The following is a 26,511-nucleotide window of genomic DNA, read 5'->3' as shown; positions in this document are numbered from 1 at the left end:
TCAATCCTCTTCAGCCGTTACCGCGACGTTACTCGCCGCCGGCGGGTTCGGCTTCTGCGTCCGCCGGGGACCAGCGGATGGTTTGCGTGCCGAGGCGGATGATGCCGAGGGCGGCGAAGATGCGGATGACGGTGTAGGTCGGGTCGACTTCGAACCAGCGGGCGGCGAAGTTCGAGCTCATGGCGAACTTGTGGTGGTTGTTCTGAAAGAGCTCGCCCAGCGTGACGAAGTCGAAGACCAGCGTGTTGCGTGAGTCATCGCCGTTCTGGAAGTTGCGGTAGCCGTACTTGTGGCCGCACCAGTTGACGATGGCGCCGTGGATGGGGCCCATGATGAAGTGGGCCGGAAGGAACAGGTACATCCACCACGCCGTGGCGAAGTGCACGTAGAACGCGGTGTAGAGACCGATCCACGCGAAGCGCATGACCCAGTTTTGACCGAGGCGATCCAGCGTCGGCCACTCGGGGTAGCCGCCGAGGAAGCGCGGCTCCGGCTGCACGCGGTTGTACGCGTAGTCGTCGTACGTCTTCTTCGTCTTCATCATCAACGTGAAGACGTTGGTGTGGTTCGTGGGCGAGTGCGGATCCTTCGGCGTGTCGCTGTACGCGTGATGCATGCGGTGCAAAATCGCGTAGCCGCGCGGGGAGAGGAAGCTCGAGCCCTGGGTGATGTACGTGCAGAGGTGGAAGAAGCGCTCCCAGCCCTTGCTCATGGTGAATTGCTTGTGGGCGCCGTACCGGTGCAAGAAGAAGGTCTGGAAAAAGACCGACGACTGCCAGTGGACGATGAACAAGGCGAGGATGGGTAGGAGGCCTTTCACGATGGCTGCCACCTTAAAGGCGGGTCCCCGAGCGCGCTACCACCTTTCCGTCAGCGATTGTCAGCGTACGGTCATGGCACCGCCCCGACCGATCCAGCGGCCCAAATTTCAGTCGAAATTGAAGGTGTACGTCACGCTACCGTTCACCCCGCCCGCCGGCGCTGGAAATGTCCAGCCCTGGAAGGCGCTGATCAAGCATTGCTCGAGGCGGGTGCTGTTCGCGGTCGAATTGGCCACGTTGGCGCTGAGCACCTGGCCCTGCGGGCTGATCGTCGCCGAGACGACCACCTTGCCGCGCAGATCGTTTCGCTCCAAGTGAGCCCGGTCGTAGCAAGCTTGCACTTCGCCGCGGTGCGCTGCGACGGTGGCTCGAACGCCCTTGTGATCGACCGTGCCCGGAGCCGGGGCGGCCACCGGTGGTGCCGAAGGCTGCTGGGTCACCGGCGGCGGTGGCTGGGGCTGCGGCGCATGCGTCTGCGTGACGACGGGCGTCGGGGCCGGCTGCGGTTGCACACTCGGCGTCTGCGACACCGTGGGCGTCGTCGCCGTCGAGGGCGCTGCGCTCCCGCTCGGATGACGCGCCGCACTCGCGGTGTTGCGCGGCGGCGCGGTGTGGCCTCCACCCACGGGCGGTGGCGGTGCACCCTCGCGTTCGAGCTGAATGGTCACCTGCTTCTCGCCCTCGTCGTAGACCACGAGCTGCACTTGCCGCGTGTAACCCGGCGCTTCGCCCAGCACGCGGTGCGCCTGCTTGTCGCGCGTGAAGCGTGCCTGCGCGGGGTTGGACGAAAGCGGCACATCGTCGACGAAGACGCTGGCGCTATGCGGAACGACTTCCACCTTGAGCACCGTGAACGCATCCGCCGTGGCGCCGCCCAAGAGTGGCTCGTTCGCACCCGCGGCCGTTGCCTGCTGCGTGGCCGCCACCGCCGCCGAAGCCTGCGATGTTGCCTCGGCAACTTGATGGCTCTTGCGCCAACCCAAAGCTCCGAGCACGCCGCCGCCCACCAGGACGATGGCGCCGCCGACGAGCACGAATGCCTTGAGCCGAGACACGCCGCCGCGGCCCACGTCCGCCGGCGAGATCTTCGACTCCGTCGTGGTGTGGGGCGCTGCCATGGGGGCGCTGCCCATCGGTGCCGAATTGCTGTCGTCGCGCACCGCGTCCGGGTCGACGAAGATGGGAATCTCGCCCGTGTTGGCGGGATACGTCTCGCTTCGCTTTCGCTCCGCCTCGATGGCCGCCTTCACCTTGGCGCGGTTCTCGGCGAAAAGGTCGCTCACGTACCTGCCGATTTCGCGCGTGGAGGGCACCTCCGGCAAGGTCGCGAGGTAGGCCTCGATGGCCTCACCGAGTTCCTGCGCGGTGCTGAATCGTTGATCGCGGTTCGGCGCCAGGGCGCGCTCGCAAATGGCAACGAGGCCCGTGGGCATCGACGGATCGATGCTGAGCGGTGAGGGGATCTCGCCGGTGGCCAGGCGATGGAAGATCTCGATGTCCGTCAGGCCCTTCCACAACCGTGTGCGCGTGGCGGCCTGCCAGGTCATCACGCCGAGCGCGAAGATGTCCGCGCGCCGGTCGATTCCTTCCTGGCGGAATTGCTCCGGCGCCATGTACGCGCATTTGCCTTTAACGACACCGGTGCGCGTGTGGTGCGATGAATCGGCCGCCTTGGCAATACCGAAGTCCAGGACCTTGACCTGTCCAGCATAGGTCACGAACACGTTGTGCGGCGACACGTCGCGGTGAACGATGTTGAGCGGCTTGCCGTCGATGTCCGTGAGCGCGTGCGCGTAATGCAGGCCAGAGCACGCATCGGCGATGATGCGCAGGTGCATGGCCAGCGGCAGTCCGCCGCGCTTTGCCGCCGAGCGCACCACCGCGTCGAGGGTTTGCCCCTCGAGGTATTCCATGGCCATGAAATGGTGCTGGCCATCGAATCCGATCTCGTTGATCTGGACGATGTTGGCGTGATTGAGCCGCGCCGAGAGACGCGCCTCCTCGAGGAACATCTCGAGAAATTCGGGATCGGCCGCCAACGTCGGCAAAAGGCGCTTGATGACCTGCAGCTTGTTGAAGTCGCCCGGGCCGCGTACCAAAGCCAGGTACACACGGCTCATTCCGCCCTGGCCGATTTCGAGGATCGGTCTGTACTTCGACTGCAGTTGGGCGAGCCCGTCCATGACTGGGCCGGATTGACCGCGCATTGCGCTCATAGAGGAGGCCATTGTATCGGGAACCTTGCCACAATCCAACACGGGGGCGTACTTTTTCAACTGTCTTTGACGGCCGATCGGTGTGAGAATGGCTTTCTCACACCTTTCCGTTACCTACGTACGACCCGCCTCGATCGACTTGAAGAAAGACGCGCCGCCGACCCCCGACCCGACCCCGACCCCGACCCCGACCCCCTGCTATTCCGAACTTCCGAATCAGGTCATATACCCATGGGGCAGCACCTGTTTTACGCTCGATGTCGGCATTGTGGGTATGCGCACCCTCTCAACGAGACCGTGTGCAAAATTACGGGCGCCAAGCTCACGCCCTCCAAAGGCCTGAGCAGCCAACACCGCGCGGCTGCCAAGGTTAGCTCGTCCGTCGCAGGCTCGCTGGGATCCTCCGCGGGTCGCCTGGCGCCGCTGCTGGGGCGCATCGTCGGTGGAAAGTACCGCGTTATCCGCGAGATCGGTCACGGTGGGGCCTCCACGGTGTACGAGTGCCTGGACTGCAAAAGCGGTGACCATGTCGCGCTCAAAGTGCCCCTCGAGGAAATTGCCGCGAGCGAGACGAGTTTGCGGCGTTTCTATCAAGAGGCGAAAGTCATCGGAGCTATTCGCCATCACAACGTGTGCGCGGTCATCGATACCGGGCAGCTGGAAAACGGAGTTCCCTACATCGTTCTCGAGCTTCTCCGCGGTGAGTCGCTCCAAGTGCGTATTGATCGCCGCGGCGCGCTCGATTTCGAGGAAACGTGCGCGGTCGGGCTGCAGGTCCTGGAGGCCCTGGCCTTCACGCACGAGCTGAAAATCATTCACCGCGATATCAAGCCTGCCAACGTCTTTCTCTGCGACGATCGCCAGGTGAAGGTGCTCGATTTTGGCATTTCGCGCTGGCTGGCCCACGACGCGCCCTCGCTCACGCCCGCGGGGCGCATCATGGGCACGCCCGTTTACCTCGCACCCGAGCAAATGAAGATGGAGCCCATCGACGGTCGCGTGGACATCTACGCACTGGGCGTGGTGCTGCAAGAGTGTCTCTTCGGTCGCGCGCCCTTCGCTGCGCAGACGCTCGACGAATTGCTCCGCGAAATCCTCGAGGTGGGGCCCATCCACGTGCGCATCGGGCGGCGTGATTGCCCGAGCGTGCTCGCCACGGTTCTCGAACGCGCCGTTCACCGCGATCGCGATCAACGATTTTCCACCGCCGCCGAGATGTACAATAGCCTACGTTTCGCCTGGTCAAGTCTGCCCGCCAGGAAGTACGAGCCACCTCCGCAATTGCGTCGCACGTTGCCTGCGAGTCCGCTTCGAAATCCGCCGAATTTCTCCCTTCGCGTCGTCGCGCCGACATCGGAGTCGAAGCCGTCATCCAGCGCTGAACAACGACAGCCGCCTTCGCACTATCAAATTGCGGAGTCGAGCGAAGATCCGACCCCGCTTTCGAAGGTGTAGCGTTCCGGAGTTCTGCTAGTTTCACCGCGTGCACGTTGCCTCGGTTATTTCCCTGTCCTTGTTGGCCGCATCACTCTTTTGCGTGAATGCATGCGGAAGCTCTACGCCCGTTCAGAACGGCGAGACGAGTCTGCCGTCCACCGAGCCCATTGACCGGATTTCCTACGATGCGCTGTTCGTGGTCAACGGCGGAGATAATTCGATTTCGGTCATCGACACCGAGAGTCTACGTATCGCCGGTACCATCCGGATCAAGGATGCGAACTTTCCCCATCACATTTATCTGAATCGCGACGGCTCGAAGATGCTCGTCGCGGTGCCGGGGACGGATCTCAGCGGCGGTCATGCGGGGCATGGAAACGGTGATACGAGCACGCCCGGTGCGGTGCTTCTGCTCGATGCGAGCAACGGAAGCACCTTGGCTTCGCGCCGTCTTCCGACGATGAACCACAACGCCATCTTTTCGCCCAACGAGGCGGAGATCTGGACGTCTCAGTACGATGGTTTCGTCCTGGTGCTCGATCCTCTGTCCCTGGCGACGCGGTCATCGGTTCGCGTGGGCAACGCTCCGTCGGAGGTGACGTTTTCACACGATGGCCGGTACGGCTTCGTGGCCAACACGCACTCCGCGAGCGTCAGCATCGTCGATCCGGTCACGAAGCTAGTGGCGAAGACGATTCCCGTGGGCGACTCGCCCGTGGGCGCATGGCAGGGCAACAACGGAATGGCCTATGTCGACAACGAGACCGACGGGACGCTGTCGGTCATCGACACGCTCGAGTTGAAGGTCGTTCAAGTGCACCGTCTCGGATTCACACCGGGCATGGCCGGCCTCGGCCCCGACGGCAACGTCTGGGTCGCCGACACCGACCACGCGAAGGTCGCGATTCGCCGCGCCGACGCCGACGAGCAACTTGCACTCGCCGTCGCCGGGCAAGGTGCGCACGGCGTTGCCTTCAACGGCGACGGCAAGACGGCGTACGTGTCGAATCAGGCCGCCAACACGGTGACCGTCATCGACATCGCCAGCCGCACGCCCATCGCCACCATCAACGTCGGGTCCAAACCCAACGGAATGGCCTGGCGAAAGAAGCCTCAGTAGGCTCGGAGATATTCGAACCGCCAAGACGCCAAGAGCGCCAAGGGATTTGGAGGGTGTGAACGAAAGCGTTCCTCGCTCTCACCATCTATCTTGGCGACCTTGGCGCCTTGGCGGTTGAATCTTGGCGTTGTGCTTAGTGACGGCGCAGCCGGCGTCGCACGAAGAGGCCGAATCCTAGAAACAGGGCGGCAAAGCCGGTTGCGGCTTTCGATGCGGCGCCCGGTCCCAAGGTGCATCCGCCCCCGTCATCCTGCACGGCGTTCGACGTTCCGGCGTCCGCCGTTGCGGCGGCGCAAGCATCGAGGGCGCCGGGCGTGTTGAAGAGGCAGACCTGCCGTGCCCAGTCGGCAATGCACAAATTGTTGTACGCCGACCCATTCGGGCAATGCTTCAAGGTCGCGTCGATGTCGTTGACGCTGTTGAGCAACGGCTTCCAGGTGCGGCCCTCGTCGTCGGATTTGCCCACAACGAAGATGCCTTCTTGCTGGTTGTTTCCGCAGCCGTAAAGGGTCTCGCTCGTCCATTTGAGGCAAAGAACGGGCACGTTCGAGCGCTGTTCGAATTGGTAGGCGACGCCCGATGCGGGGCGCGAGGCGACGTACACGCCCTTGCCATTCGTATCGTTGCCCCCTCCCACGCCGCCGATGGCCACCTTGTCGCCGTCCGGCGAGATGGCGAATCCGTACATGGGACCGGCGAAGGAGGCGACTTCCTGAAATGTCGTACCACCGTCGTTGGACACGAGAAGCCTGTCCTGGCTGCGCGGATTGCTGACCCGGACGAATACGCGATTCGGATCCTTGGGATCGACGCCCGAGACGTGAAGCGTCGAAACGCGATCCGCTTCCGTCACACCGCCGAGCTGCGTGCGCGGGGCCCACGTCTTGCCGCGATCGTCGCTGCGTTGGACGAACCCGTGAACTCCGTCTTCACCGTAGAAGAAGCCCCCCACGTAAATGCGCTGGGGGTCGGACGGGGCGACGTCCAAGGTCGTCGGCAGGAGGAACGTGTCGAGGGCCGGACCGGGTGCCGTCCACGTCACGCCGTTGTCGCTGGTTTGAAATACTTGAACGTGCTTCTGACTGCCGTTTGCCGTGGCGGTGACGACGACGCCACCTTTCGGATTCTTGTCATCGACGGCAATGTCCATGACATATTGCTTGTCCAGCCCACCCCCCACGAAAGGGTACGAACACGAGTTGTCGTGGCTGATCGCTAATCCGTAGTAACCGGCAACCGCCATGGCCCCGTCGTCGAATACCCCTATGCCGGGATCGAGTCCGTTGGTAAATCCGATGAGCGGTTCACAGATCCAACGGAAGATTCTGCCGTGGTCCTCCGAAAGAAGGATCCCGAATGTCGTGCGAACGTAAATCACGTCCGGATTGTTCGGGGCGACGACGAGTTGGTTGCCGTACGGGTACCGCCCGTTGGCCAGTGCCGTCGACGAAACAACGAGACCAGCGAGCAAGACGAGAGGGGGAAGCGAGCCAGCGACAAGTGGAAGTTTGCGCATTCGATTTAGCAACGATAGGATGAGCCTGCATCTTTGCGGGTTGAGCAACCGGAGCTGCAGTGAAGGGTTAGCACTGCGACGAGAGGAACTCTAATGAGGAAGATTGTAAAAGGCATTCTCGGTGTCGTTGGCGGCCTTCTTCTCGTGGGAATCGGGGGCCTCGTGGTGAAGGTTTACGCCCTGTCGCCGAAGGTGCGTCCCGCCGCCGAGATGCACGCTCCGACGGATCCCGCCTCCATCGAGCACGGTAAATACCTCGCGCGGTACGTCTTTCAGTGCACGACGTGTCACAGCGAAATCGTACCGAATACGCCGGGTGACGTCCCCGTCGAAGCCGCCCTCGGCAAGGGGCGCTTCATGGCCAACATCAAGGGGATGGGGAAGATCTGCGCGTCCAACATCACGCCCGACAAAGAAACGGGCATCGGCAACATGACCGATGGCGAGATCGTGCGTGCCACGCGCGAGGGCATCGGCAAGCATGGCAATGCGCTCGCCCCACTGATGCCGTACGATTCGTGGAGGGAGACGATGTCCGACGCGGATGCCCTGGCCGTCGTGGCCTATCTGCGGACCATCCCGCCGATCAAGAACGACCCCTGCAAGTCGGAGTTGGAGTTCCCATTGTCGGTGATCGTTCGCCTGCTGCCGTCGCCCGTCGAAAAGTCGCCGCCTCCGGCCCCCGCTGCGGGTGTGGAGCGTGGAAAATGGCTATTGAAGGTGGCGCAATGCGAGACGTGTCACAACACGTTCGACGATCACCACCAGCCCGTGGCGGGACACTACTTGGCCGGCGGCATGGGCTTCGATCTCGAGAATGGAAGCAAAGTGTATGCGCCGAACTTGACGGCGGATCCGGCGACCGGCATCGGTCGTCATTCGGACGACGACTTGATGAAGGCGTTCGATCAAGGGATTTCCAAAGACGGCCGCCCCCTCTACGAGATGCCCTGGGCGCAGATTCAAAAGATGACGGTGGACGACAAGAAAGCCATCATTGCCGCCCTTCGCCAGGTGCCGGCCGTGAACCATACCGTTCCGAAGAACGAGATGAAGTGACTCGAAATCGAACGTCGAGATCTCGCTCGATTGTTATCTAGTAATCTTTTTACGTATTGGACTAATAGAGAAACATGCCGCAAAAGCGTTCGCTCGTCTTCTTGGCTGTCCTAGGTGCAATCGGCATTCATTCGGCGACGGCGTTTGCGCAGTCGTCACCTCGGGGAAGTGTCCCGGAGCATCCGACCAACGGCAAACAGGAGGACTCGGCCGCGCAGCCGGCTCCTGCAGCTCCTACCCCGTCTGGACCTACCGCGACCACGCCGGCAACGGGGACCGCGGCCCCCACGACGCCGTCGGCCGCACCGTCGGCCGGCACGGCGCCGCCCGGGGACGAGGGCGACGATCTCTCGATGACCTTCCACTCCTCGCGTACGGCGGACATGCAGCAGTTCGCCGAGGGAAGCCTGCAGGAGATTCACATTGGTACGGCGAAGCCGAGGTTCGCGTTGAACCTGTTCGGCGACATGTCGTTCGGTGTTGCGAACCGTGCCGAAGGCAACGTCAGGCCGGATGCCGCCTTTGCCGTCGGCGTCTTCGACATGCTTTTCAACGGGGAGCTCGACGGAAAGATCCTCGCCACCACCGAGGTGACCTTTCAATACGACCAGAACACGCCGCTGGCGGAGCTCGAGCGTCTTCACCTCCGATGGAAGCCGGTGAAGGAGTTCTTCGTCGAGGCCGGCCGTTTCCACACGGACCTCGGCTACTGGAACGTGGCATACCACCACGGCAAGTGGCTGCAGCTCTCCATCGAGCGTCCGCGCGTCATTCTGCTTCACGGCGGCCTCGTTCCCACGCACTGGATCGGCGCCCAGGCGGGGCTAAACATCCCCGTTGGCAGCGCGAACGTCGCGCTCGTCGGCTCCGTGGGGAGTTCACGCGACCCGCTTCCGGAGAATGGCGCGAGCCACAATGCGCACGGCACCGCGTTCACGCCGGTCAATGCGGGGCATTTCAAGGCGGAGCTGGCGGGCCTCGGCCTGAAGGATCTGCGGCTCGGCGTCTCCGGTGTGTATTCGCGGATCCGTGCCGAACCTTCGACGGTGCGCCCCGGACTTCCCGATACGCCGATGGACGAGTTCATCGGCAACGCGTACATCGCGTATCCGAGCTTGCCCTTCACGCTCATCACGGAGGGCTACGTGATCGAGCACCGCGTTTCGTCAGGTGCGCTCTCCTCGGGCCTTGCCGGCGCCAAGTGGCGAACCTATGCGGCGTTTGCGATGATTGGTTATACGATCGGCCGCGTGACGCCCTACATCAAGGGCGAGTACACCTACTCGAAGAAGAACGTCGATCAGGCCGATGCGTTCTACATTCCGGCTCCGACGTCGCCCAATCCGCCCACCGTCACCTTGGACGTGGTCGAGGGCACGGTCGGAACGCGCATCGACACGAGCACCTGGAGCGCGTTGAAGTTGGAGTACCGCATCACCGGGGGCACGGGCACCCGTCTGGAATACGACCAGGCACGTAACAAGCTGGACACTCCCGTCATCCACACCGTGACGGCCAACTGGTCTTTCGGTATCTAGTATCTTCGTGCTTCGTTTTTCTTTCGCTGGTGCGTTTGTCGCGTTGGCCGCGTCGTTGGCGGTGGTGGTCGTTGCGTGTTCCGGCGGGGACGATTCTCCCGCCGGGCCGTCGTGTGTGCAGGGGCTCAAGCTCGATTGCACGCCGCTCTACGATCCACCGGATTATCCCACGCTGTTCGAGAAGACCTTCAAGAAGACGTGCGCCTCGGGCGTGGGTACGTGCCACACGTCCGATGCGGCCAAGGGAGGTCTGGTCTTCGAGGACGCCGATACGGCGTATGCGCAGCTCCTCGGTACGGCTCCCGGTGCGGCCGGACGAAAGCGCGTGATTCCACGCGATCCCGCGTGCAGCCTTCTGGTGGAGAAGCTCGAATCCACCGAGCCCAGCGTGCGCATGCCCCCGAGCAGCTCGGGCTTGCCCGCGGCCGAGCGGTGTGCCATCGAACGATGGATTGCGAACGGAGCCGCCCGATGAGAAGCATCTCGCTGAAATGGGCCATCTTGGGGGTTCTCGTCGTGCCGCCCGTGGTCGCGAGTTGCTCGAGCAGCAGCAGCGGCGGTGACGACGGTCCGCCGCCATCGCTCGATCGCGCGGCCTTGCTCGATCCGGCTTCGTGCAAGCAGTGCCACGTCAATCATTACGACCAATGGTCGGGGAGCATGCACGCCTACGCCTCCGACGATCCGGTGTTCCGTGCGATGAATGCGCGCGGGCAGCGTGAAACCAACGGGCAGCTCGGCGATTTTTGCGTCAAGTGCCATGCACCCATGGCGCTGCACGAGAAGGCGACCAAGGACGGCCTCAATCTCGATTCGGTGCCGCAGACCCTCAAGGGCGTCACCTGCTTTTTCTGCCATAGCATCGACAAGATCGAGGGCCTGCACAATGCGCAGCTGTCCTTGTCGAACGACATGGTGATGCGCGGCTCCTATTCCGATCCGGTGAAAAACTCGGCCCATCGCGCTGGGTACTCGGCGCTGCACGATGGCGACCGCATCGAGTCGGCGAACCTTTGCGGCTCGTGCCACGACATCGAGAACGGGCACGGCACGAAGATCGAGCGCACCTTCGAGGAGTGGCAGGCCTCGGTGTTCGCGCACGTGCCCAGTGGAAACACGTGCAACCAGTGCCACATGAGCCAGAGCATCAATCTGGAGCCCATCGCGCAGAATTCGCCCGGCGTATTTTCGCGGCACACGCACGAGCACTCGCTGCCCGGGGTGGACCTCGCCCTGACGCCATTCCCGCAGAAGGACGTGCAGCGCAAGAAGGTCCAGGAGTTCCTGGACTCGTCGATTCAGAGTGCACTTTGCGCCACCCCGGTCGCCGTCCAAGGTGGCGAAAAGACGCTGGTGCGCGTCATCCTCGACAACGTGCGCGCAGGCCACGGCTTCCCCAGCGGCTCCGTGCAGGATCGCCGCCTCTGGGCCGAGGTCATTGGCTATTCGGGCGACAAGAAGGTCTTCGAAAGCGGCGTCGTGCCCGATGGTGTGGCGGCCACGAAGAATCCCGATACGGATCCGTCCAACTATTGGCTGATTCGCGATTGCATGTTCGACGGCCCGGATCCGGGCGCGAAAGAAGTGCATATGTTCTGGGAGGCGAAGTCCTACGAAGGAAACGCGATTCCCGCGAAGGTGACCAGCAATCCCCAGGACGAGCGTTTCTACAAGTCGCACATCCTTCGCAAGTACCCTCACGACGATGGCAAGTTGTTCCCGGGCCCGGTGGATCGCATCACCCTGCGCATCCGCATGCGGGCCATGGACCGAGACGTGCTCGACTCGTTGGTGGGGTCAGGCGATCTCGATCCTGCCGTGATCAACGCGATTCCCACGTTGGACGTGGGCACCATGCTGACATGGACGCCGGCGACCGCCACGGAACGGTTCTTCGAGAACGGACAAGAATTTCGGTGCATCACGGAAACGAACTTGAACCTCAAGTCCCAAGTGACGCCCGCCCCCGAGCGGACGCGCTGCTCGCCCTGAAGAGGGGGGGGCGAACCGCCAAGGCGCCAAGACCGCCAAGAAAAAATAGTTTTTTGAATCCGTTCTTTTGGCGTTCTTGGCGTCTTGGCGGTTTATTTCTTCTTAGCCTGGCAAGCAGAATGCGAAGCGCACGGAGTCGGCGGCGCCCGACAAGGTCACGTTGATGGTGACCCACCACACGCCGGGCATGAAGAAATTGATCTTCGACAGCTCGTAGGTGCCATTGTCCTTTTTGGCAATGAGCACTTTGGTGGGCGGGTTGTGGCCGTGGTCGGGCATGTAGGGAACGACCTCGATGTCCGCGCCCGTGATGGGGGCGCCGCTGCCGTCGACGAGCTTCAACATCCACGTGTTGCCGCTGCTGACCACGGGCGGCGCGGGATCGGCGGAGACGAGTGTGGCTTTGAAGGACTTGCTGCCCGACTCCAGCGTGAGGTTCGGCTGGTAAGCCATCACCCGCGGATCGTTCTGGCAGGTGACCACGCCGCCGCCATCGTTCGGGGGCGGCGAGGACGAATCGGAAGAACACGCGGGAAGAGCTGCCAAGAAGCCAGACAAGAGCAGAGCGGCGCTGGGGACGACGTGCGTAAAATTCATGCGCGAATCGGTATAGCTCGGGCGAGCGGAATCGGCCATGAAGGTCATACGTCACTCTCCATATGATGTTTCACCGCTGCGCGCTCGCGGACCAGATGGGATGCGATGATGCGCCGCAGGCGATCGTCGACGAGCCAGTGGACGGAGTGCGTCAAGGTCGGCTCGAAACCGCGGACGCGTTTGTGTTCACCCCCCGCGCCGGGTTCGAAGACCTCCAGGCCCTCGTCGATGCATTGGCGGATGCCGTGGTAGTAGCAGACGTTGAAGTGCAAAAAGGGCAGGTCCGTCTTGGTTCCCCAATAACGGCCATAGAGGCGTTTGCCTTTTTTGACGTTGAATGCACCCGCGATGATTTCGCCGTTCGCGTCGCGTGCAACGACCCAGGATAGGCGATGGCGAAAATCGGCAACGACCTTCTCGAAGAATTCCAAATTGAGATATTGCCGGCCCCAATAGAACTTTTCCACCGTGGATAAATAGAGGCCGAACATCTCGCGGACGGTGTCGGGCGTGTACGCATCGGGGCCGAGCGTCTCGATGGTGACGCCGTCGCGTTCCGGCTGGCGCATCTCGCGCCGGAGCTGCGTTCGCTTTTTCGAAGGGAGATCGCGCAGGAAGTCCTCGAAGGTGCCGTACCCGCGGTTGCGCCAGTGAAATTGCACGCCGTAGCGCTCCACGTAGCCGGCGGGGTCGAAATCCTGAGCTTGCTCGGCGGTGGGAAAGAGCACGTGCACGCTCGACGCGTCCACGCGCGGTGCGATGTCGCGCAACGCTTGGCCGATGGCCGCCGTGAACGTGCCGCGCGGTGCATCGGGGCGCATGAGCACGCGCGCGCCGGTCGCGGGCGTGAAGGGAACGGCGACCACGATCTTCGGGTAGTACGACTGGCCGATGCGCTCGGCGACATCGGCCCATTGGTAATCGAAGACGAACTCGCCCTCGCTGTTCGACTTGAGGTACGCGGGGGCGGCGGCGACGAGCACCCCGGCATCGTCGCGCAAGGTCACATGGCAGGGGGCCCAGCCCGTCCCGGGTCCCACGCAACGGGTGCGCTCGAGGGCCTCGAGCCACGTCCATTCGACGAAGGGGGAATCGTCGGGCCCCACGAGAGCGTCCCATTCTTCACGCGGAACTTCCGCGATGCGCGGCAGGAGAGAAAGCTCGTAAGACATTCAGTTCGTCGTGGGATCTTCCCGGCAAAGGACGAACCACGCGTCGATGAATTTGCCGTTCTTCCTCGCGCGGCCGACGGATACGTGTTGCGAGACGCCGCGCATGACGTCGACCATGCCGCCGTAGACGAGGCGGCCGAAGCCATGGTCGTTGTCCTTGATCGGCGGCCACGCGGCGGGCTTGGTCGCCGGAACGCGGAGGTAGTCGATGTCGACCTCGCCCTCCGTCTCCGAAGGATGCACCACGAAGTACCCCGGCCCGGTGGCCCACTGCATCTGCTGATGGTTGTAACCGATCAGCTCTTTCGCATCGCCCTCGGGTTTACAGAAGCGCTTCTGGAAATGAGAAAAGCTCGGCAGCGTGTTTTTTCCGTGGTGGATGACTTCGTGCAACGGCTCCATGGACGATGGAACGAAGTCGTCCAACGTGATCAGCCGAAAGCCGCGCGCCGCCTCGTAAAGCTGCGCCTGCGTCTTTTTGTCCCATCCGCGTATGGTGTCGACCCGGCCGAGGTGTCCCAGCTCGTCCAGGATTTTCTGGAGCCGAGGAAGGTCGACAGCGGGCTCGAGCAACACGTTCACGTTCATGGGAGCTCCTTGGGAAGAGCAAAAAGTTGGCCGCTGGATCTTTTCGCACAAAGATCGCGCCCATGACAGCTTGGAAAACGGTTGTGACTCTGGCGCTGCTGAGCGCAAGCTTCCTTGGGTGCGCGGACAAGCCCAAAGCCGCAAAGATCCCGCCGACGGGCCTCACCTCGGCGTCGACGTTCAAGAGCCACTGGGAAAAGTCCCCCGGTAAGAACGGCCTCGCGGAGAAGGACACCGCGATGGAGGCGGGAAACGCCGGTGGTTCGCTCGCCAAGCGCAATGGCGCGGCCGACGATGGATCGGTCCTCACGTCGGGCCTTCGCGTTTCGGACGAAATTGCGAAAGCGTGCTCGCTTCCGCAAAATGCGTATGCGCCGAAGTTCGATTTCGACTCGACGGCCATCCCGCCGGATGATCGCGATGCGCTGGCCACCATCGCGCGCTGCCTGATCGATGGAGGCCTGCGCGGTCGCCACGTGACCCTGGTGGGGCGCGCGGATCGGCGGGGGGAAACCGAATACAACATGTCGCTCGGCGAGTCGCGTGCGGACGCGGTGCTGCGCTACATGCATAACCTAGGTGTAGGGCGCGATCGCGTGAAGGCGAGCTCACGCGGCGAGCTCGATGCCACGGGCAACGACGAGGAAAGCTACGCGCTGGACCGCCGCGTGGACATCGAGCTGGTCAACTAAGCTTTCACGAGCGGCTCACGACGACGGATGCAGTGTGCCGAGGTAGCGGCCTCGGACGAGCGGGTGCTTCTCGAATTCACCGGGGACGGCGGTGACCGCGACCGCGCCATCGAGCAGCAAGATGGCGCGTGAGCAGACGCGCAGCGCCTCCTCGACGTGGTGATCGGCGAGAAGCACCGCCGTGCCGCGCCCGGCCAGATCGCGCAGGAGCTCGCCCAGGCGCGCGGCGCCCACCGGATCGATGCCGCTGAAGGGCTCGTCGCACACGAGCACCAGGGGCTCGCGGGTGATAGCTCGCGCGAACTCGAGGCGCCGTCGCTCGCCCGCGGAGAGCTCGCCGGCGCGCACGTCGAGCCGCTCGGCCAAGCCGACCTGCGCCGCGCGCTCCTCGGGCTTGCCGTCGCTCTGGTGCACCACGCGGTGGAAGGTGATCAAGTTCTGCCGCACGGTGAGGTCCCAGAGCACGCTGGGCGATTGCGGGATGTAGCCGATGCCCTGGCGCGCACGCCTCCAGAGCGGCCAGCGCGTCACGTCCTCGCCGCCGAGGCGCACCGTGCCCGCATCGGGCGGGCTTTCGCCGACGAGAGCACGAAAGAGCGTCGATTTCCCTGCGCCGGAGGGCCCGAGGATGCCGAGCACCTCGCCCTCGTTCGCGGCCACGTCCACGTCGCGAAGGATGACTTTTCCCCCGCGCACGACCCGCAGGCCGCTTGCCTCGAGCCGCGCCTTCAAGGTCCTTTGGGCGAAACGGGGATGGAGCCTTTGACCTGGGTCAGGGTGACCTTGGCCGTGGCGATGTCGATCATGGCTTTCTCGGCCTGGAGCCAGCCTTGCCCGCGCGTGAGCCGCACACCGCCGCGCAACTCGAGGATCTGCTTCTTCAGGTCGAGCTCGACCTCGGGCGCCTCGGCGTGCACGCCTTTGACGTCCGCGAGGACCCCGCCCGAGCCGCGCGCCCAGTTCACGTGCGGCGTTTGATCGAACTTCAGGTCGATGCGCGGGCAATTGACCTTGAGGCCACCCTTGGCGAGCGACACGTTGCCGGTGAGCAGGGCCACGCCCTCGGTCACGTCGACCTCCAGCTTGTCGGCCTGCACCTCGAGTGCGTCTCCCCCCACGCTGAGGATGGGTTGGGCGAGGGCAGGGGCCGCGGGGACGGATGCCACGCCGAGAAAGGCGGCGAGAAAGACGGGGGCGAGACGCATGGTTTCCGTGTGTTGCCCTAGTCTACCGCGTTGTTTCGCATCACAGAAGAGCCTCGGCAAAGCTGTGAAGCTCTCGCTCGAGCCATGTGGCCGTGGCGGCGGGGAGCTGCGGGGTGGCCCGCGCGAAGGCGTACTCGATGAGGGTGCTCACGGCGGCCCGCGCGAGGGCCTGGCTGCTCGTCGACCCGGCGAAGGCGAGCTGCCGCACCAGCGCCCGCGCGAGCGTCGCCATGTCGGCCGGGCGGATCTCGACCAAAGTCGCATCCCGGCTCTTTTCCCGCGCCAGTGCGGCGAGGGCATCGCACAGCGGCGGCACCACGCGCGCGAGCCCTCGCTCCACGCGGTAGCGCATCAACACCGGATCGCTGGCCACCGCCTCGCGTTCGCGACCGGTGACCACCACGGAAAGATCCGCCTGCCAGGCTTGCAGTGCAGGCTCCAGCGATGTGCCCAGAGCCTTCGCGATTTCCTCCGCATCGCGATCGAGCAGCGCCGAGAGCCGCGCCATGCTCTTTGCGTGATGCACGGCGCTATCGTGGGCGGTGCGCTCTTGATCCGCCAAGGTGACGGACCGCTCGCGCAGGTGTGCCACGATGCGCGCGGCGCGACGGCGCAGGGCGCGCTCTTTGAGCTCCGTGCTGCGCCCGACGATCTGCTCGTCGAGAAGGGTTTGCACCGCGCCCCACCCCGAGGCCTCCAGCGCCTTTTCATCGCCCAGACGCCCGGCGAGGGCCAGACGCGCCGAGAGCGCCAGCGGTGCCGTCCACGAGGTGACGCCCAGCTCGCCGAGCTCCTGCGCCACGCGGTCCATGACCTTGCCCAGATCGGCCGGCGAGAGCCGATCGGCCTTGTTGACCAGGATCTGCACCGGGATGCGCGCGGCCTTCGCCTCGTCGAGAACGAGCCGCTCGCTCTGTTTCAGGGCCTGCCCTGCGTCGAACAGCCACACCACGGCGTCGGCTTCTTCGAACGCGGCCCGCGCCGCCTCGCCGTGCCGCACGTCGGGCGCGTTGAAGCCGGGCGTGTCGATGATCTCGACGCGCGTGAGCGAGGGCAGGGGAAGCTGGATCTCCACCCGGCGCACCGTCTCCGGCGCGATGGTCTTCAACGTCGCACGCAGCTGCCCCACGGGCACGATGCGCTCGGGCCCGGCCTCGGAAAGGATCCGCGCGATGGGATCCGGTGCATACCGCAGGTGGTGCAACGTGGCCGTGGTCGGAAGCACGCCGGTGGGGGCGACATCGGCGCCCATCAGCGCATTGATGAACGTGCTCTTTCCGGCGTTGAACTCGCCCACGATGGCCACGCGCACGGGTCGCGTGCGCTCGGCGGACAGCTCGGAGATGCGCGCGGTCGCCTCCAGGTCGTGCAAGGTCTGCGCGTGCGCGTCGAGCCGTTCGAGCAAGGGACCCCACGCTGCGGGCTCGCCCGATGGGGGAATCCACAAGAGCGCAATCTGCTTGCGCACGGCCTCGGCCCACGGGCGCGCGCGCTCCGTGGTGACGGTGGCCATGCGATCGAGCAGCGGTGCGAGCTCCTCGGAGCTTCCCAGTTTGGCGGGATCGGGCAGCTTCTGCGCGTCGAGCACCGTCGGATCGTGATCGCTGGGCACGGCCGCCAACGCGACCGCGAGTGCGGCGGGATCGCCGTCCTCGAGCGCCGCATCGAGAAGGGGATGCGCGGCACTGAGATCGCCGCCGTCGAGCGCATCGCGAAGGGCGGCCCGCGCTTCGTCCCGCCGGCCATCGGCGCGCGCGAAGGCGGCACGCCAGCGCGCCAACTTCGCTTCCTCGCGGTGCTCGACGACGAGGCGTACGCGCGCGCGAATCTCGTCATCGCTGGGGCCCCACGCCAAGGTGGACGAGAGAAGCTCGCTGGCGCCGGGCACCTCGAGCACGTACGCGCGGATGAGCGACACGAACGCGGCTTTGTCCCCTGCGACGGCCAGCACGCGGCCGCGGATCAACTCCGCGCGCCCGTGCGTGGGATCGCTCGGCGCCTCCTCGATGGCGGCGCGCGCACCGGCCACGTCGTTCTGGGCCAGGCGCGCCTCGGCCCTTCGAAGCGCGACCTCCGGCGAGCGCCGATCGGCGAGGCGTTCGAGCCATAGCTCGGCGCGTGCGCCGTCGCCCTGGGCCAGGTCCAGATCGGCCAGCTCGAGAAGCGCCTCGCGGCGCGCGTCGCTTCCAGGGCTGGCGACGGCGAGTCCGCGCACCAAGGTGTCGCGCACCTCGTCGACCGGCGCGAGCGTCTTCTGCCGGGCCCGCGCGAGGCGCACCCAGACGTCGGCGTTGGAGCCGGCGAGGCTGGCGAGTTCCTCCAACGTGAGCGCGAGCTCCGCATCGAGGCCCGCGGCCTCGCAGGCATCGGCCAAGAGCGCAAGCCCGAGGAGCGAGCCCGGAAGCCGCTTGAGAACCGAGTGCGCGAGCGCGCGCGCAATCATCGGGTCACCCGCGGCCAGCGCCTGCTCGCCCGCGCGCAGCTCGTCTTCGGCGCCCGCGAGGACGACCTCCACGCGGCCCATCCATCGGCTAATGACCTCGATCAGCCGCACGGCATCATCCTTCGTCGACCTCCGTCTCCAGCAGCGTTTTCAAATGGGCGGGGTCGATGCGCACGGCGATGACCTTCGCGCGATCGGCCAGCACGAGTCCGGGCGGTGCCTTCCGTGGTTTTCGGACGTAGCGCCGCGGCGTGTACGTGACATCGACCACCGGCTCGCCGCGCGCATCCGAAAAGTGCGCCGCGAGGCACGCCGCGTCGACCAGTTCGCCTTCGGTCAGCGATTTTCCCTTTTCGTTCCATGCAATGACGTGCGCGCCAGGCTGATCCTTCGCATGCAGCCACAAATGGTGAGGCCGCGATACCTGAAAGGTAAGCTCGTCGTTCAACTCGGCCCGCCGCCCCACGAGAATCCGCATTCCACTTCGCGCCGTAAAGCTACGAAACGGGGGCTTCTTGCCCTCCTCTTTCTTTCGCCGGCCCGGAATGAAGGCCGGGCGCGCGAGCCCGCGTTGCACATCGTGCGGCAACGCTGCCACTGCCCGTTGTCGCAGCTCTTCGAGTGCCTCTTCACTCGGCGGCGCCAGGGCGGCCACCTCGGCGACGAGCCCGTCCACCGCCGCCACGGCGTCCTTCGCCGCGCGCAGCCTCTCCTCGGCCAGTGGCTTGCCGCGTCGAAGCCGGCGCGCGCGTTGGAACGCCGCCTCCACTTGCTCGCGGGCCGGCCGGCTTGGTTCCAAGGGAAATGAGAACACCTGCTCCTCACCCGAGGACCAGTCGCTCACCTGCAGCGAACGCGCCCCACGTGGGGCACGGGCGGCCGCCGCGACCAGCCAGGAGGCGCGGGTAGCCCATGCTTGGGCCTCCTCGATGCGCTCCAGGTCGCGCTCCACTGCCGCAATGCGCTGCAAAAGACGCCGTCGGGCGCGGGTGAGGGAAGAGGTGAGCGCGGCTGCCTCTTCCTGGGCTTTCGCCAATGCTTTCTGGACCTTGGCCAATGCCCGCGCCTCGTGTGCGGACCCCTCCTGGCCATTTTTTTCCGGTGGAGACGACATGGGCGATTCCGGGTGATCCTACGGAACTTCGTGAAAAGTCTCGAGTTTTCCTTTCGCCCGCCGCCTGAAACGAGGGCCGCCAAACGTACGGCGACGATCTTCTGTCGAAACGGGCATCGCACCGGCCTCGCGCCGCTTGTCGCGGTCCGACGGCACCGAGAGTTTCGATCCGAAAGGTAACCTCCGGCAGTAGGGTTAGGGGCTATAGTTCGAAAGAGGATTGGAGAGGGCGTGAATCGAACGAGCTTCCCCGCGGGACAGGTGAGCACTTCGTTCGTGAAGGCTCTCTTGATGTACCTGGAAGTCGACAAGGGCCCGGCGGAGGCGGATGCCTGGCTCCATCGTTGCCACATCCAGCGCGACGATCTCGACGACGAGACGCGCCCCATGTCGCTTCTCGCGCTGCACGATGCGCTGCTCGCCTTCGTCGACGTGGCCTCGCGCGCCGCCATCATCAAGGCGTGGCGGTTCCTCATTTTGCCGGACAACCTGGGCTTCTGGATGCGCGTGCTGCGCGGGACGAGCGGCCCGCTCGATGCGTTTTCTCGCCTGGATGCGAACGAAAGCGAATACGGCCGCACCACCCGCTGGCAGACCTTGGTCTCGGGCAACGGGATGTGGCGTGGACGCGTGCACATTGCACATGATCCGCGCATCGAGGAAGACGGCCTGCTCGACGACATGCGCCTCGCCCAGCTCAGCGCCGTGCCCGCGCTTTTCGGCTACGGCCGCGGCCACGTCACCTTGCTCGACAAGCGCAAGGGCGGGGTGAGCGAGCTCTCGTGTGACTTCGAGGTGCGCTGGTACCCGTCGCGCGTTGCGGTCTCCACCACGGTGGCGGGTGCCGCGGGCTCGGTTCTTGGCGGTGCCACCTTCTTCACGGATCTGTCGCTGACCTCGCAGCTTCTCTGTGTCGCGGCCGCGGCCACCGGCGGGGCACTCTTCGGTGTCGCGTGGGCGCGGGAGCATCGGCGGCGCGCGGAGATTTTCGCCCAATCGATGCGGGTGAACGCGCTCGAGCGAAACCTGGCCCTCAAAGAGGCCCGCGAGCGCGTGGCCGCCGGCCGGCTCGAGGGCACGGTGGTGGCGGGGCAGTACCGCATAAAGCAGCGCATGGGCTCGGGCGCGAGCGGCGTCATCTACGAAGCCGTGCGCGTGCGCGACGATCTGCCGGTGGCCATCAAGTTGCTGCGCGCGGCCGCCGCCCACGATGCCGTCGCGTCGGATCGCCTGCGGCGCGAAGCGGAGGCCCTTGGTCTGGCGTGGCACCCCAACGTCGTCGAGATGATCGACCATGGGCACCTGCCCGATGGCACCGCCTACCTCGTGATGGAACTCCTCGACGGCGAGTCGTTGGCCGTGCGCCTTCGCAACAAGGGCCCCTATTCGCCCGAGGAATTGCTCACCGTGGCGCTCCAAATCTGCGAAGCCATCATCGCCGTGCACGCCGCCGGCGTGGTCCATCGCGATTTGAAGCCGTCGAACATTTTCCTCGAGCGGCAGCAGCCCGATCCGCTCGTCCCGGCCCACGAGCGGGTCAAGTTGATCGACTTCGGCATTGCGCGCGTGGAATGGGAAGAGACGCGCATCACCAACATGGGCGCGCCGCTCGGCACGCCCGGGTACATGTCCCCCGAGCAGGAAACCGGCGGCGAGATCGACGCCCGCAGTGACCTTTTCGCGCTCGGCGCGGTGCTCTACGAGTGCCTCGTGGGCGAGCCTCCGCCGCCCACGCCCAGCGGCTTGTGGCTCTCGGGTCCGAGCCCCGTGGGGACCGGCCCGCGGGCGGCGCGCATCAAGATTGCGCTGCGAAATTTGCCGCTCGGCTGGCAAGCCGTGATCGAGCGCGCCCTGGCGCCGTCCCCGCGCGACCGCTTTCAGGATGCCCGAGCCTTTGCCGCGGCCCTGCGCGAGCTCGGCGAAGGGGCCACCCCCGCGGCCAACGTTACGTAACGTCGATACAAGGTGACTGCGCGTTTTCGACCGGCCAGAATAGGCGCGCCCATGAAGCCGTCCTACGTCGCGTCCATGCTCCGCCGCGCAGTCGTCCCACTCGTTCTTTTGGCCATTGCCAGCACCGCGTGCCAAGCGGAGTCTTCGCCGCGCCCGCAGCAGTACCCGCCTCCGCAGTACGGCCCCGGGCCCTACGGCCAGCAGGGGCCGTATGGCTACCCACAGGGTCCAGGAACCGGCCCGCAAGCGGGACCTGGGGCGTACCCGCAGCAACCGTACCCGCCGCCGCAGCAGCAGCCCTATCCGTACCCCCCGCAGCAGCAGCCTTATCCTCCGCAGGCTCCCATGCCCGGGCCGGGCCAGGCCCCGCCGCTTTTGGCGCCTCTCGTGGGGCAGCTTGCGCAGCAGGCGGAGGTGCGCGGGGTGCTCGGGGAGTTGATCCAGCAGCTCAATGCGAGCAATCAGCAAAAGGTCCGAGGGATCCCGCTCGTCTTCGATCAGGACCCAGATGTGAACGCTTATGCCGGCTGCGACGACAACGGCGCGCCGTTTCTGGCAGGCACCGCCGGGTTGCTCGACGCCGTCGACGGCATTGCGCAAACGCGCGCGACCGACGAGATGTTCGGCACGCAAACGTACGAAGCGTACATGAATGCGGTTCTTCCGCGCATGCTGCAGGCGAAGCCGGCGAGCCCGGCGCTGCCTCCAGGCATCATCCCCACGCAATATTTGATGAATCCGCAGCGTCTCTCCCATGCGCGCGAAATCTTCGACGACGTCGTCGCCTTTACGTTCGGGCACGAGCTCGCGCACCATTATTTGGGACACACCGGCTGTGCGAACGGTCAGGCGATGAGCGCAGGGCCCAATCCCGCCGTGCTCGGCCATCTGGTTACGCGCATTTTGCCCGGGCTCAACCAGTTCAACGAGGCCGCCGCGGACAATTATGGATGCATCGACGTGCTCGACACCGGCCGGGCGCGGCGCCCGCAATACCGTTGGTCGGAAAAAGGGGGCATTTTCCTGTTCGACTTCTTCGGTCGATTGGACCGAGCGTCCGGAATATCCGTGTTCAATCCGATTGGCTTTTTGCGAACGCATCCCAATCCGCAATTGCGCGTGCCCCTAATTCAGACCACCGCGCGAACTTGGTATTCGCAGCATCCCGACGTGCGATAGGCTTCCCTGGATGGGGGCTCCAGAAGACGCCAACCGATCCAAATCTTCCCCGCGCCTGCCCACGGTGCTCATCGTCGACGACAATCCGGACATGCTCGTGCAAGTCGGATCGTACCTGGCGGCGCGGGGTATCCGTGTCGTTCCATCGAATGCGGCCTTGGGCGTAAGCTCGTTGGTCATTCGCCACCGGCCGGAAATCGTGGTTCTCGACGTGATGATGCCCGCGCTCGACGGCGGATCGCTGGCCAAGCTCCTTTTGGGCCTGAAATCCGTGCCGGATATGCGCATCATCTTCTATTCGTCGATGGACGAGGAGCGACTTTACGAGCTCGCGCGCACCACTCCTCGGGCCTCGTACGTTCTCAAGTCCGATGGGCTCGCGGCACTCTACGACGCCATTTCCACCGTGCTGGGCGACTCGCGTGGCTGATTCGCGCCCGACGGCGGACGCACCGCCACCGGCGCCCGCTCGGGGATCCCAACCTCCCGAGCTGCCGCCGCCATCCACGCGTTATTTCGTGCTTGCGATGGTGCTCCTCGTGGTGGGCTTCGTGCTTCTGCAGCTCCATGCGGCGCGCCTCCAGGTGCAGCTTCACGAGCTTCATCGTCAAGCTTCGATCGAGCGGGTCCACATCGAGTTGGGCACGCAGATTCGCCGCGGCTGCCGTCTGCTCTACGTCGGCCTTCTCGAACATTGGCACGGCCGCTCCTACGTGCAGTGGCACCAGCTCCAGAAGGACGTGGCGGACAAGTCGACGGCGTTGGCCAGCACCCCCGCGACCGACGACGAGGACGAGCAGTCGCGCGCGAAGCTTCTGCAGGTCGTCCATGAATGGGTCACCCGCCTGAAGGACGTCATCGAGCGGGGCGAGGGGCCGCAGGCGCTCGAAGAAATGCGCGCCCGCCAGGCGCTGGTCGATCAATGGTCGGACAAGGTCATCGACGCCGACGTGCGCGCGGGCGAGCGCTTCGACCGCCTTCACCGCGCGGTGCAGGGCCAATGGACCGCCGTCGAAGGCGTGGCCGCGGGCCTGCTCGTGCTCATCGCCATCGTGGCCATGTGGTGGCGCGCCCGCGTCCGCGCCCGAACGACGGATCTGGAGCAGCGGCGCCGCGAAGGTGAACGCGCCGCGCGGAGCGAGTTTTTCACGAACATGTCCCACGAGCTGCGCACACCGCTCGTGTCGATCGGCGGCTTCGCCTCGATGATCGAGGACAACACGACCACGAACCAGGACGTGCGCGGGTACGCGCGCAAGATCAACCATGTGTCGCGCGAGCTTTTGGCCATCATCAACAACATTCTCGACGTGGCCAAGCTCGAGTCGGACCATATGAAATTCTTCATCGAGCCGGTGGCCATCACCGAGGTGCTCGAGCGCTGCATCGCCCGCGCGGAGGGCCTCATCGGGCACAAGCCGCTGAAGTTGTCGCTCGACGTGCACCCCGACGTTCCGCGCGTCCGGGGCGATTTCGTGAAGCTGCAGCAGGTGTTCACCAACCTCGTTGGCAACGCGGTGAAGTTCACCGAAAAGGGCGAGGTCATCACCAGCGTGCGTCCCGCCGGAAAGAACGTGGTCATCGAGGTGCAGGACACGGGCATCGGCATCGAACCGCAGTCGCTGCAGACCATCTGGGAACCCTTCCGCCAAGTGGACCACAAGGTCTCGCGCAAATTCGGAGGCTCGGGCCTGGGCCTCGCCATCGTCCACGCCGTCGTCACCCGCCTCGGCGGCACCGTCTCCGCCGAGTCCACGGTGGGCGTCGGAACGACGTTCCGCGTGGTTCTACCCGCAGACTTCTCGAAAGCCCCGCCGACCCCCTCATCGAAAAAGTCGCTCTCGCAGTTCTAAGTTGGCGAGCACGATTGTCGAACAGGAAGAAGGAAACCGCCAAGACGCCAGGGATCGCCAGGATCGCCAGCTGAACCAACAATAAACCCTAAAAAATAGAGTTTATTGTTGGTTCACCTGGCGATCCTGGCGCCTCTCTTTTGGCGGCCCTGGCGGTTTCTTCTTCTCTTCGCGACGCTGCTCGAGGCGCGCGCGTCTAGCCGTTCACGACGCGGAGGCTGCGCCCCGTGAGCACTTCGTTGTGGCTGCCGGTGCGGTAGCCCTGAAGGTCCAGGGTGACGTAGCGGAAGCCGGCGCGTTTGCCGGCGTCGACGATGGCGTCGCGTTGTTCGAAGGCAGCGAGGAGCTCGGTGGCGGCGACCTCGATGCGGGCGATGGCGCCCGGGGTGGTGTCCTTCGTGCTGCCCAAGGCGTGCCATCGCACGCGCACTTGGCGCAGACCGAGGTGGTGCAGCTCGGCCTCGAGCGCGTCGATTTGGGCGAGGCGCTCGCGGGTCACCTCGGTGCCGTAGGGGATGCGGCTCGAAAGGCACGCGGAAGCGGGTTTGTTCCACACCGGCAGGCCGAGGAGCGCGGCGCCGCGGCGCACGTCCTCCTTGCGGAAGCCGCACTCGACGAGGACGCTGCGCACCTGCGCGTTCTTCGCGGCCTCGAGCCCGGGGCGGTAATCACCGAGGTCGTCGAGGTTGGTGCCGTTGAGGACCCAGTCGAGGGACCAATCGACCTTCTTCTTCGAGCTGAGGCGATACAGCTCCGATTTGCAATGAAAACAGCGGTCGACGTCGTTCTTTCGGTAATTGTCGTCTTCGATTTCGCTCGACGGCACCAACTCGTGCCGCGCGCCGATTTGCCGCGCAATGTCGATGGCCGCCTCGCGCTCGAAGGAGGGCAGGCTCGGGCTCACCGCGGTCATGCCGATGGCGCGCGGGCCGAGGACGCGGTGCGCGGCGGCGAGCACGAAGGCGCTGTCGACGCCGCCCGAGTAGCACACGAGCACCGAGCCCATGTCGGACAGAAGCGAAAACAAGCGCTGAAGATGCGGATCCTGTTCTTCCACGAGCCACTGATCTAGCAAAATTACGTCCGACTCGCCCGCCGAGCGCCCTTTGGGCTCGCTTCGGGCTTCGCCTCGGCCAGGACCCACTTCACGAAGGTCCGTATTTTCTCGGAGCGCTGGCGGAACTCGGGGTACGCGAGCCAATAGTCGAGCGGGTCGCGGATGACGAGCGGGAACGGATTCACCAAGATGCCCGACTCGAGCTCCTTGGCGAAAAAGATCGGCGAGGCGATGGCCACGCCATGCCCGGCGATGGCCGCTTTGACGTCGAACTCCTCGACGTAGAGGGCAAGCTCGACCCGCCCGGAGAGATCCACGTCGGTGGCGCCGGCCTGGGCGAACCAGTCGATCCACCAATCCGTGCGGCCCAACAGCGAAAGCTTGGCCAGATCGCGCGGGGAGGGGCGGGGGCCTAGGGTTTTCAGCAGCTTCGGGCTGACCAGGGGCGTGTACAGATTGGGCAGCAAAAAGTGCGAGATGATGCCGGGCCAGCTGCCGGCGCCGGCGCGGATGCTCACGTCGAATTGGCCCGTGGTGAGGTCGGCCAGGGCAATCGATGTATCGAGGCGGACGGCCAACTTGGGGTTCTGCAATTGGAACGTGCCGAGTCGGTGCACGAGCCACTTGGAGGCGAACGTCGGCAAGGTCGTAATCGACAGCTCGCCCTCGGAGCGTTCCACGTTCTCGGCGAAGGCCGAGCGCAGCGTGGCGAAGGCCTCGGTGACCGGCGTCGCGAGTCGCTTGCCCATCGCCGTCAGGACGACTTTGCGCGGGAGCCGTTGAAAGAGCGCGAGACCGAGCTCCTCCTCGAGCGACTTGATCTGGTAGCTCACCGCGGCCTGGGTCATGCCCAATTCTTCCGCGGCCCGCGTGAAGCTCTCGTGGCGCGCCGCGGCCTCGAAGACGCGGATGGCGCTGAGCGAGGGCAGCGGGGATGGGCGGATCGGCATCGGCCGCGA

General features: G+C 65.0%; 23 protein-coding genes. 11 read left to right on the top strand and 12 right to left on the bottom strand.

Annotated features, from left to right (window positions below):
* Nucleotides 1-28: 28 nt before the first annotated feature.
* Both LZC95_31060 and LZC95_31055 read right to left on the bottom strand, forming a co-directional pair.
* A complete protein-coding gene (locus LZC95_31060) occupies nt 29-820 on the bottom strand; it encodes an acyl-CoA desaturase (protein ID WXA90882.1) in 792 nt (263 codons plus the stop codon).
* A gap of 108 nt (nt 821-928) precedes the next feature.
* Nucleotides 929-3,004 (bottom strand): TonB family protein, encoded by a 2,076-nt coding sequence (locus LZC95_31055; protein ID WXA90881.1) that lies wholly within the window; start codon nt 3,002-3,004, stop codon nt 929-931.
* 330 nt (nt 3,005-3,334) lie between these two features.
* Here LZC95_31055 and LZC95_31050 point away from each other — a divergent pair, with 330 nt between their 5' ends.
* On the top strand, nt 3,335-4,492 hold the full coding sequence (locus tag LZC95_31050) for a serine/threonine protein kinase (GenBank protein WXA90880.1): 1,158 nt from the start codon (nt 3,335-3,337) through the stop codon (nt 4,490-4,492).
* A gap of 58 nt (nt 4,493-4,550) precedes the next feature.
* Nucleotides 4,551-5,594 carry a YncE family protein gene (locus tag LZC95_31045; GenBank protein ID WXA90879.1) on the top strand — a complete coding sequence of 348 codons (1,044 nt, stop codon included), beginning with the start codon at nt 4,551-4,553 and terminating at the stop codon, nt 5,592-5,594.
* Nucleotides 5,595-5,727: 133 nt separating this feature from the next.
* Here the strand turns inward: LZC95_31045 and LZC95_31040 are convergent, their stop codons facing one another.
* Nucleotides 5,728-7,110, bottom strand: a complete 1,383-nt coding sequence (locus tag LZC95_31040; GenBank protein WXA90878.1) for a hypothetical protein — start codon at nt 7,108-7,110, stop codon at nt 5,728-5,730.
* A 93-nt stretch (nt 7,111-7,203) separates the two neighbouring features.
* Here LZC95_31040 and LZC95_31035 point away from each other — a divergent pair, with 93 nt between their 5' ends.
* The 4 genes from LZC95_31035 to LZC95_31020 all read left to right on the top strand — a co-directional run bounded on the left by LZC95_31035 (nt 7,204) and on the right by LZC95_31020 (nt 11,699).
* Complete coding sequence (locus LZC95_31035; protein WXA90877.1) at nt 7,204-8,169, top strand: hypothetical protein; 966 nt, start codon at nt 7,204-7,206, stop codon at nt 8,167-8,169.
* Between the two features lie 74 nt (nt 8,170-8,243).
* Complete coding sequence (locus LZC95_31030) at nt 8,244-9,707, top strand: hypothetical protein (GenBank protein ID WXA90876.1); 1,464 nt, start codon at nt 8,244-8,246, stop codon at nt 9,705-9,707.
* A gap of 7 nt (nt 9,708-9,714) precedes the next feature.
* Entirely contained in the window at nt 9,715-10,182 is a 468-nt protein-coding gene (locus LZC95_31025; GenBank protein WXA90875.1) for a hypothetical protein, read from the top strand.
* Nucleotides 10,179-11,699: a cytochrome c family protein gene (locus LZC95_31020; protein ID WXA90874.1), complete on the top strand. Its 1,521-nt coding sequence runs from the start codon at nt 10,179-10,181 to the stop codon at nt 11,697-11,699. Before LZC95_31025 ends, LZC95_31020 begins: the two co-directional genes overlap by 4 nt.
* 102 nt (nt 11,700-11,801) lie before the next feature.
* On the opposite strand, the gene LZC95_31015 is transcribed toward LZC95_31020, so the two are convergent.
* Genes LZC95_31015 through LZC95_31005 form a run of 3 tightly spaced genes read right to left on the bottom strand, consistent with a single transcriptional unit; the run spans nt 11,802 to nt 14,056 of the window.
* Complete coding sequence (locus LZC95_31015) at nt 11,802-12,344, bottom strand: FixH family protein (GenBank protein ID WXA90873.1); 543 nt, start codon at nt 12,342-12,344, stop codon at nt 11,802-11,804.
* On the bottom strand, nt 12,341-13,468 hold the full coding sequence (locus LZC95_31010) for a GNAT family N-acetyltransferase (GenBank protein WXA90872.1): 1,128 nt from the start codon (nt 13,466-13,468) through the stop codon (nt 12,341-12,343). Before LZC95_31010 ends, LZC95_31015 begins: the two co-directional genes overlap by 4 nt.
* Nucleotides 13,469-14,056: a hypothetical protein gene (locus LZC95_31005; GenBank protein ID WXA90871.1), complete on the bottom strand. Its 588-nt coding sequence runs from the start codon at nt 14,054-14,056 to the stop codon at nt 13,469-13,471.
* Between the two features lie 62 nt (nt 14,057-14,118).
* On the opposite strand from LZC95_31005, the gene LZC95_31000 reads away from it, so the two are divergent.
* A complete protein-coding gene (locus tag LZC95_31000) occupies nt 14,119-14,748 on the top strand; it encodes an OmpA family protein (protein WXA90870.1) in 630 nt (209 codons plus the stop codon).
* Nucleotides 14,749-14,763: 15 nt separating this feature from the next.
* Here the strand turns inward: LZC95_31000 and LZC95_30995 are convergent, their stop codons facing one another.
* Genes LZC95_30995 through LZC95_30980 form a run of 4 tightly spaced genes read right to left on the bottom strand, consistent with a single transcriptional unit; the run spans nt 14,764 to nt 19,510 of the window.
* Nucleotides 14,764-15,480 carry an ATP-binding cassette domain-containing protein gene (locus tag LZC95_30995; protein ID WXA90869.1) on the bottom strand — a complete coding sequence of 239 codons (717 nt, stop codon included), beginning with the start codon at nt 15,478-15,480 and terminating at the stop codon, nt 14,764-14,766.
* Nucleotides 15,477-15,953: a hypothetical protein gene (locus tag LZC95_30990; protein WXA90868.1), complete on the bottom strand. Its 477-nt coding sequence runs from the start codon at nt 15,951-15,953 to the stop codon at nt 15,477-15,479. The genes LZC95_30995 and LZC95_30990 overlap by 4 nt, the downstream gene beginning before the upstream one ends.
* A gap of 40 nt (nt 15,954-15,993) precedes the next feature.
* Nucleotides 15,994-18,507, bottom strand: a complete 2,514-nt coding sequence (locus tag LZC95_30985; GenBank protein WXA90867.1) for a dynamin family protein — start codon at nt 18,505-18,507, stop codon at nt 15,994-15,996.
* Nucleotides 18,508-18,511: 4 nt separating this feature from the next.
* The gene (locus LZC95_30980; protein WXA90866.1) at nt 18,512-19,510 is read right to left on the bottom strand and encodes an NFACT RNA binding domain-containing protein; all 999 of its coding nucleotides are present in this window, start codon (nt 19,508-19,510) and stop codon (nt 18,512-18,514) included.
* A 231-nt stretch (nt 19,511-19,741) separates the two neighbouring features.
* Between LZC95_30980 and LZC95_30975 the strand changes: the two genes are divergently transcribed.
* The 4 genes from LZC95_30975 to LZC95_30960 are packed head-to-tail and all read left to right on the top strand — an operon-like array spanning nt 19,742 to nt 24,495.
* Nucleotides 19,742-21,463 (top strand): serine/threonine protein kinase, encoded by a 1,722-nt coding sequence (locus LZC95_30975; GenBank protein WXA90865.1) that lies wholly within the window; start codon nt 19,742-19,744, stop codon nt 21,461-21,463.
* Between the two features lie 51 nt (nt 21,464-21,514).
* Nucleotides 21,515-22,642, top strand: coding sequence for a M48 family metalloprotease (locus LZC95_30970; protein WXA90864.1), 1,128 nt, complete (start codon nt 21,515-21,517; stop codon nt 22,640-22,642).
* A 10-nt stretch (nt 22,643-22,652) separates the two neighbouring features.
* On the top strand, nt 22,653-23,072 hold the full coding sequence (locus LZC95_30965) for a response regulator (protein ID WXA90863.1): 420 nt from the start codon (nt 22,653-22,655) through the stop codon (nt 23,070-23,072).
* Entirely contained in the window at nt 23,065-24,495 is a 1,431-nt protein-coding gene (locus tag LZC95_30960; GenBank protein WXA90862.1) for a HAMP domain-containing histidine kinase, read from the top strand. The genes LZC95_30965 and LZC95_30960 overlap by 8 nt, the downstream gene beginning before the upstream one ends.
* Nucleotides 24,496-24,691: 196 nt before the next feature.
* Here LZC95_30960 and larE read toward each other — a convergent pair whose 3' ends face one another.
* Complete coding sequence (gene larE / locus LZC95_30955) at nt 24,692-25,552, bottom strand: ATP-dependent sacrificial sulfur transferase LarE (protein ID WXA90861.1); 861 nt, start codon at nt 25,550-25,552, stop codon at nt 24,692-24,694.
* Nucleotides 25,553-25,572: 20 nt separating this feature from the next.
* Nucleotides 25,573-26,502, bottom strand: coding sequence for a LysR substrate-binding domain-containing protein (locus tag LZC95_30950; GenBank protein ID WXA90860.1), 930 nt, complete (start codon nt 26,500-26,502; stop codon nt 25,573-25,575).
* Nucleotides 26,503-26,511: the final 9 nt, after the last annotated feature.

The organism is Sorangiineae bacterium MSr12523, from assembly GCA_037157775.1.
Taxonomy (GTDB): domain Bacteria; phylum Myxococcota_A; class Polyangia; order Polyangiales; family Polyangiaceae; genus Pendulispora; species Pendulispora brunnea.
Note: the sequence above shows the minus strand (reverse complement) of the source record. Positions and strands in the feature narration are given on the sequence as shown.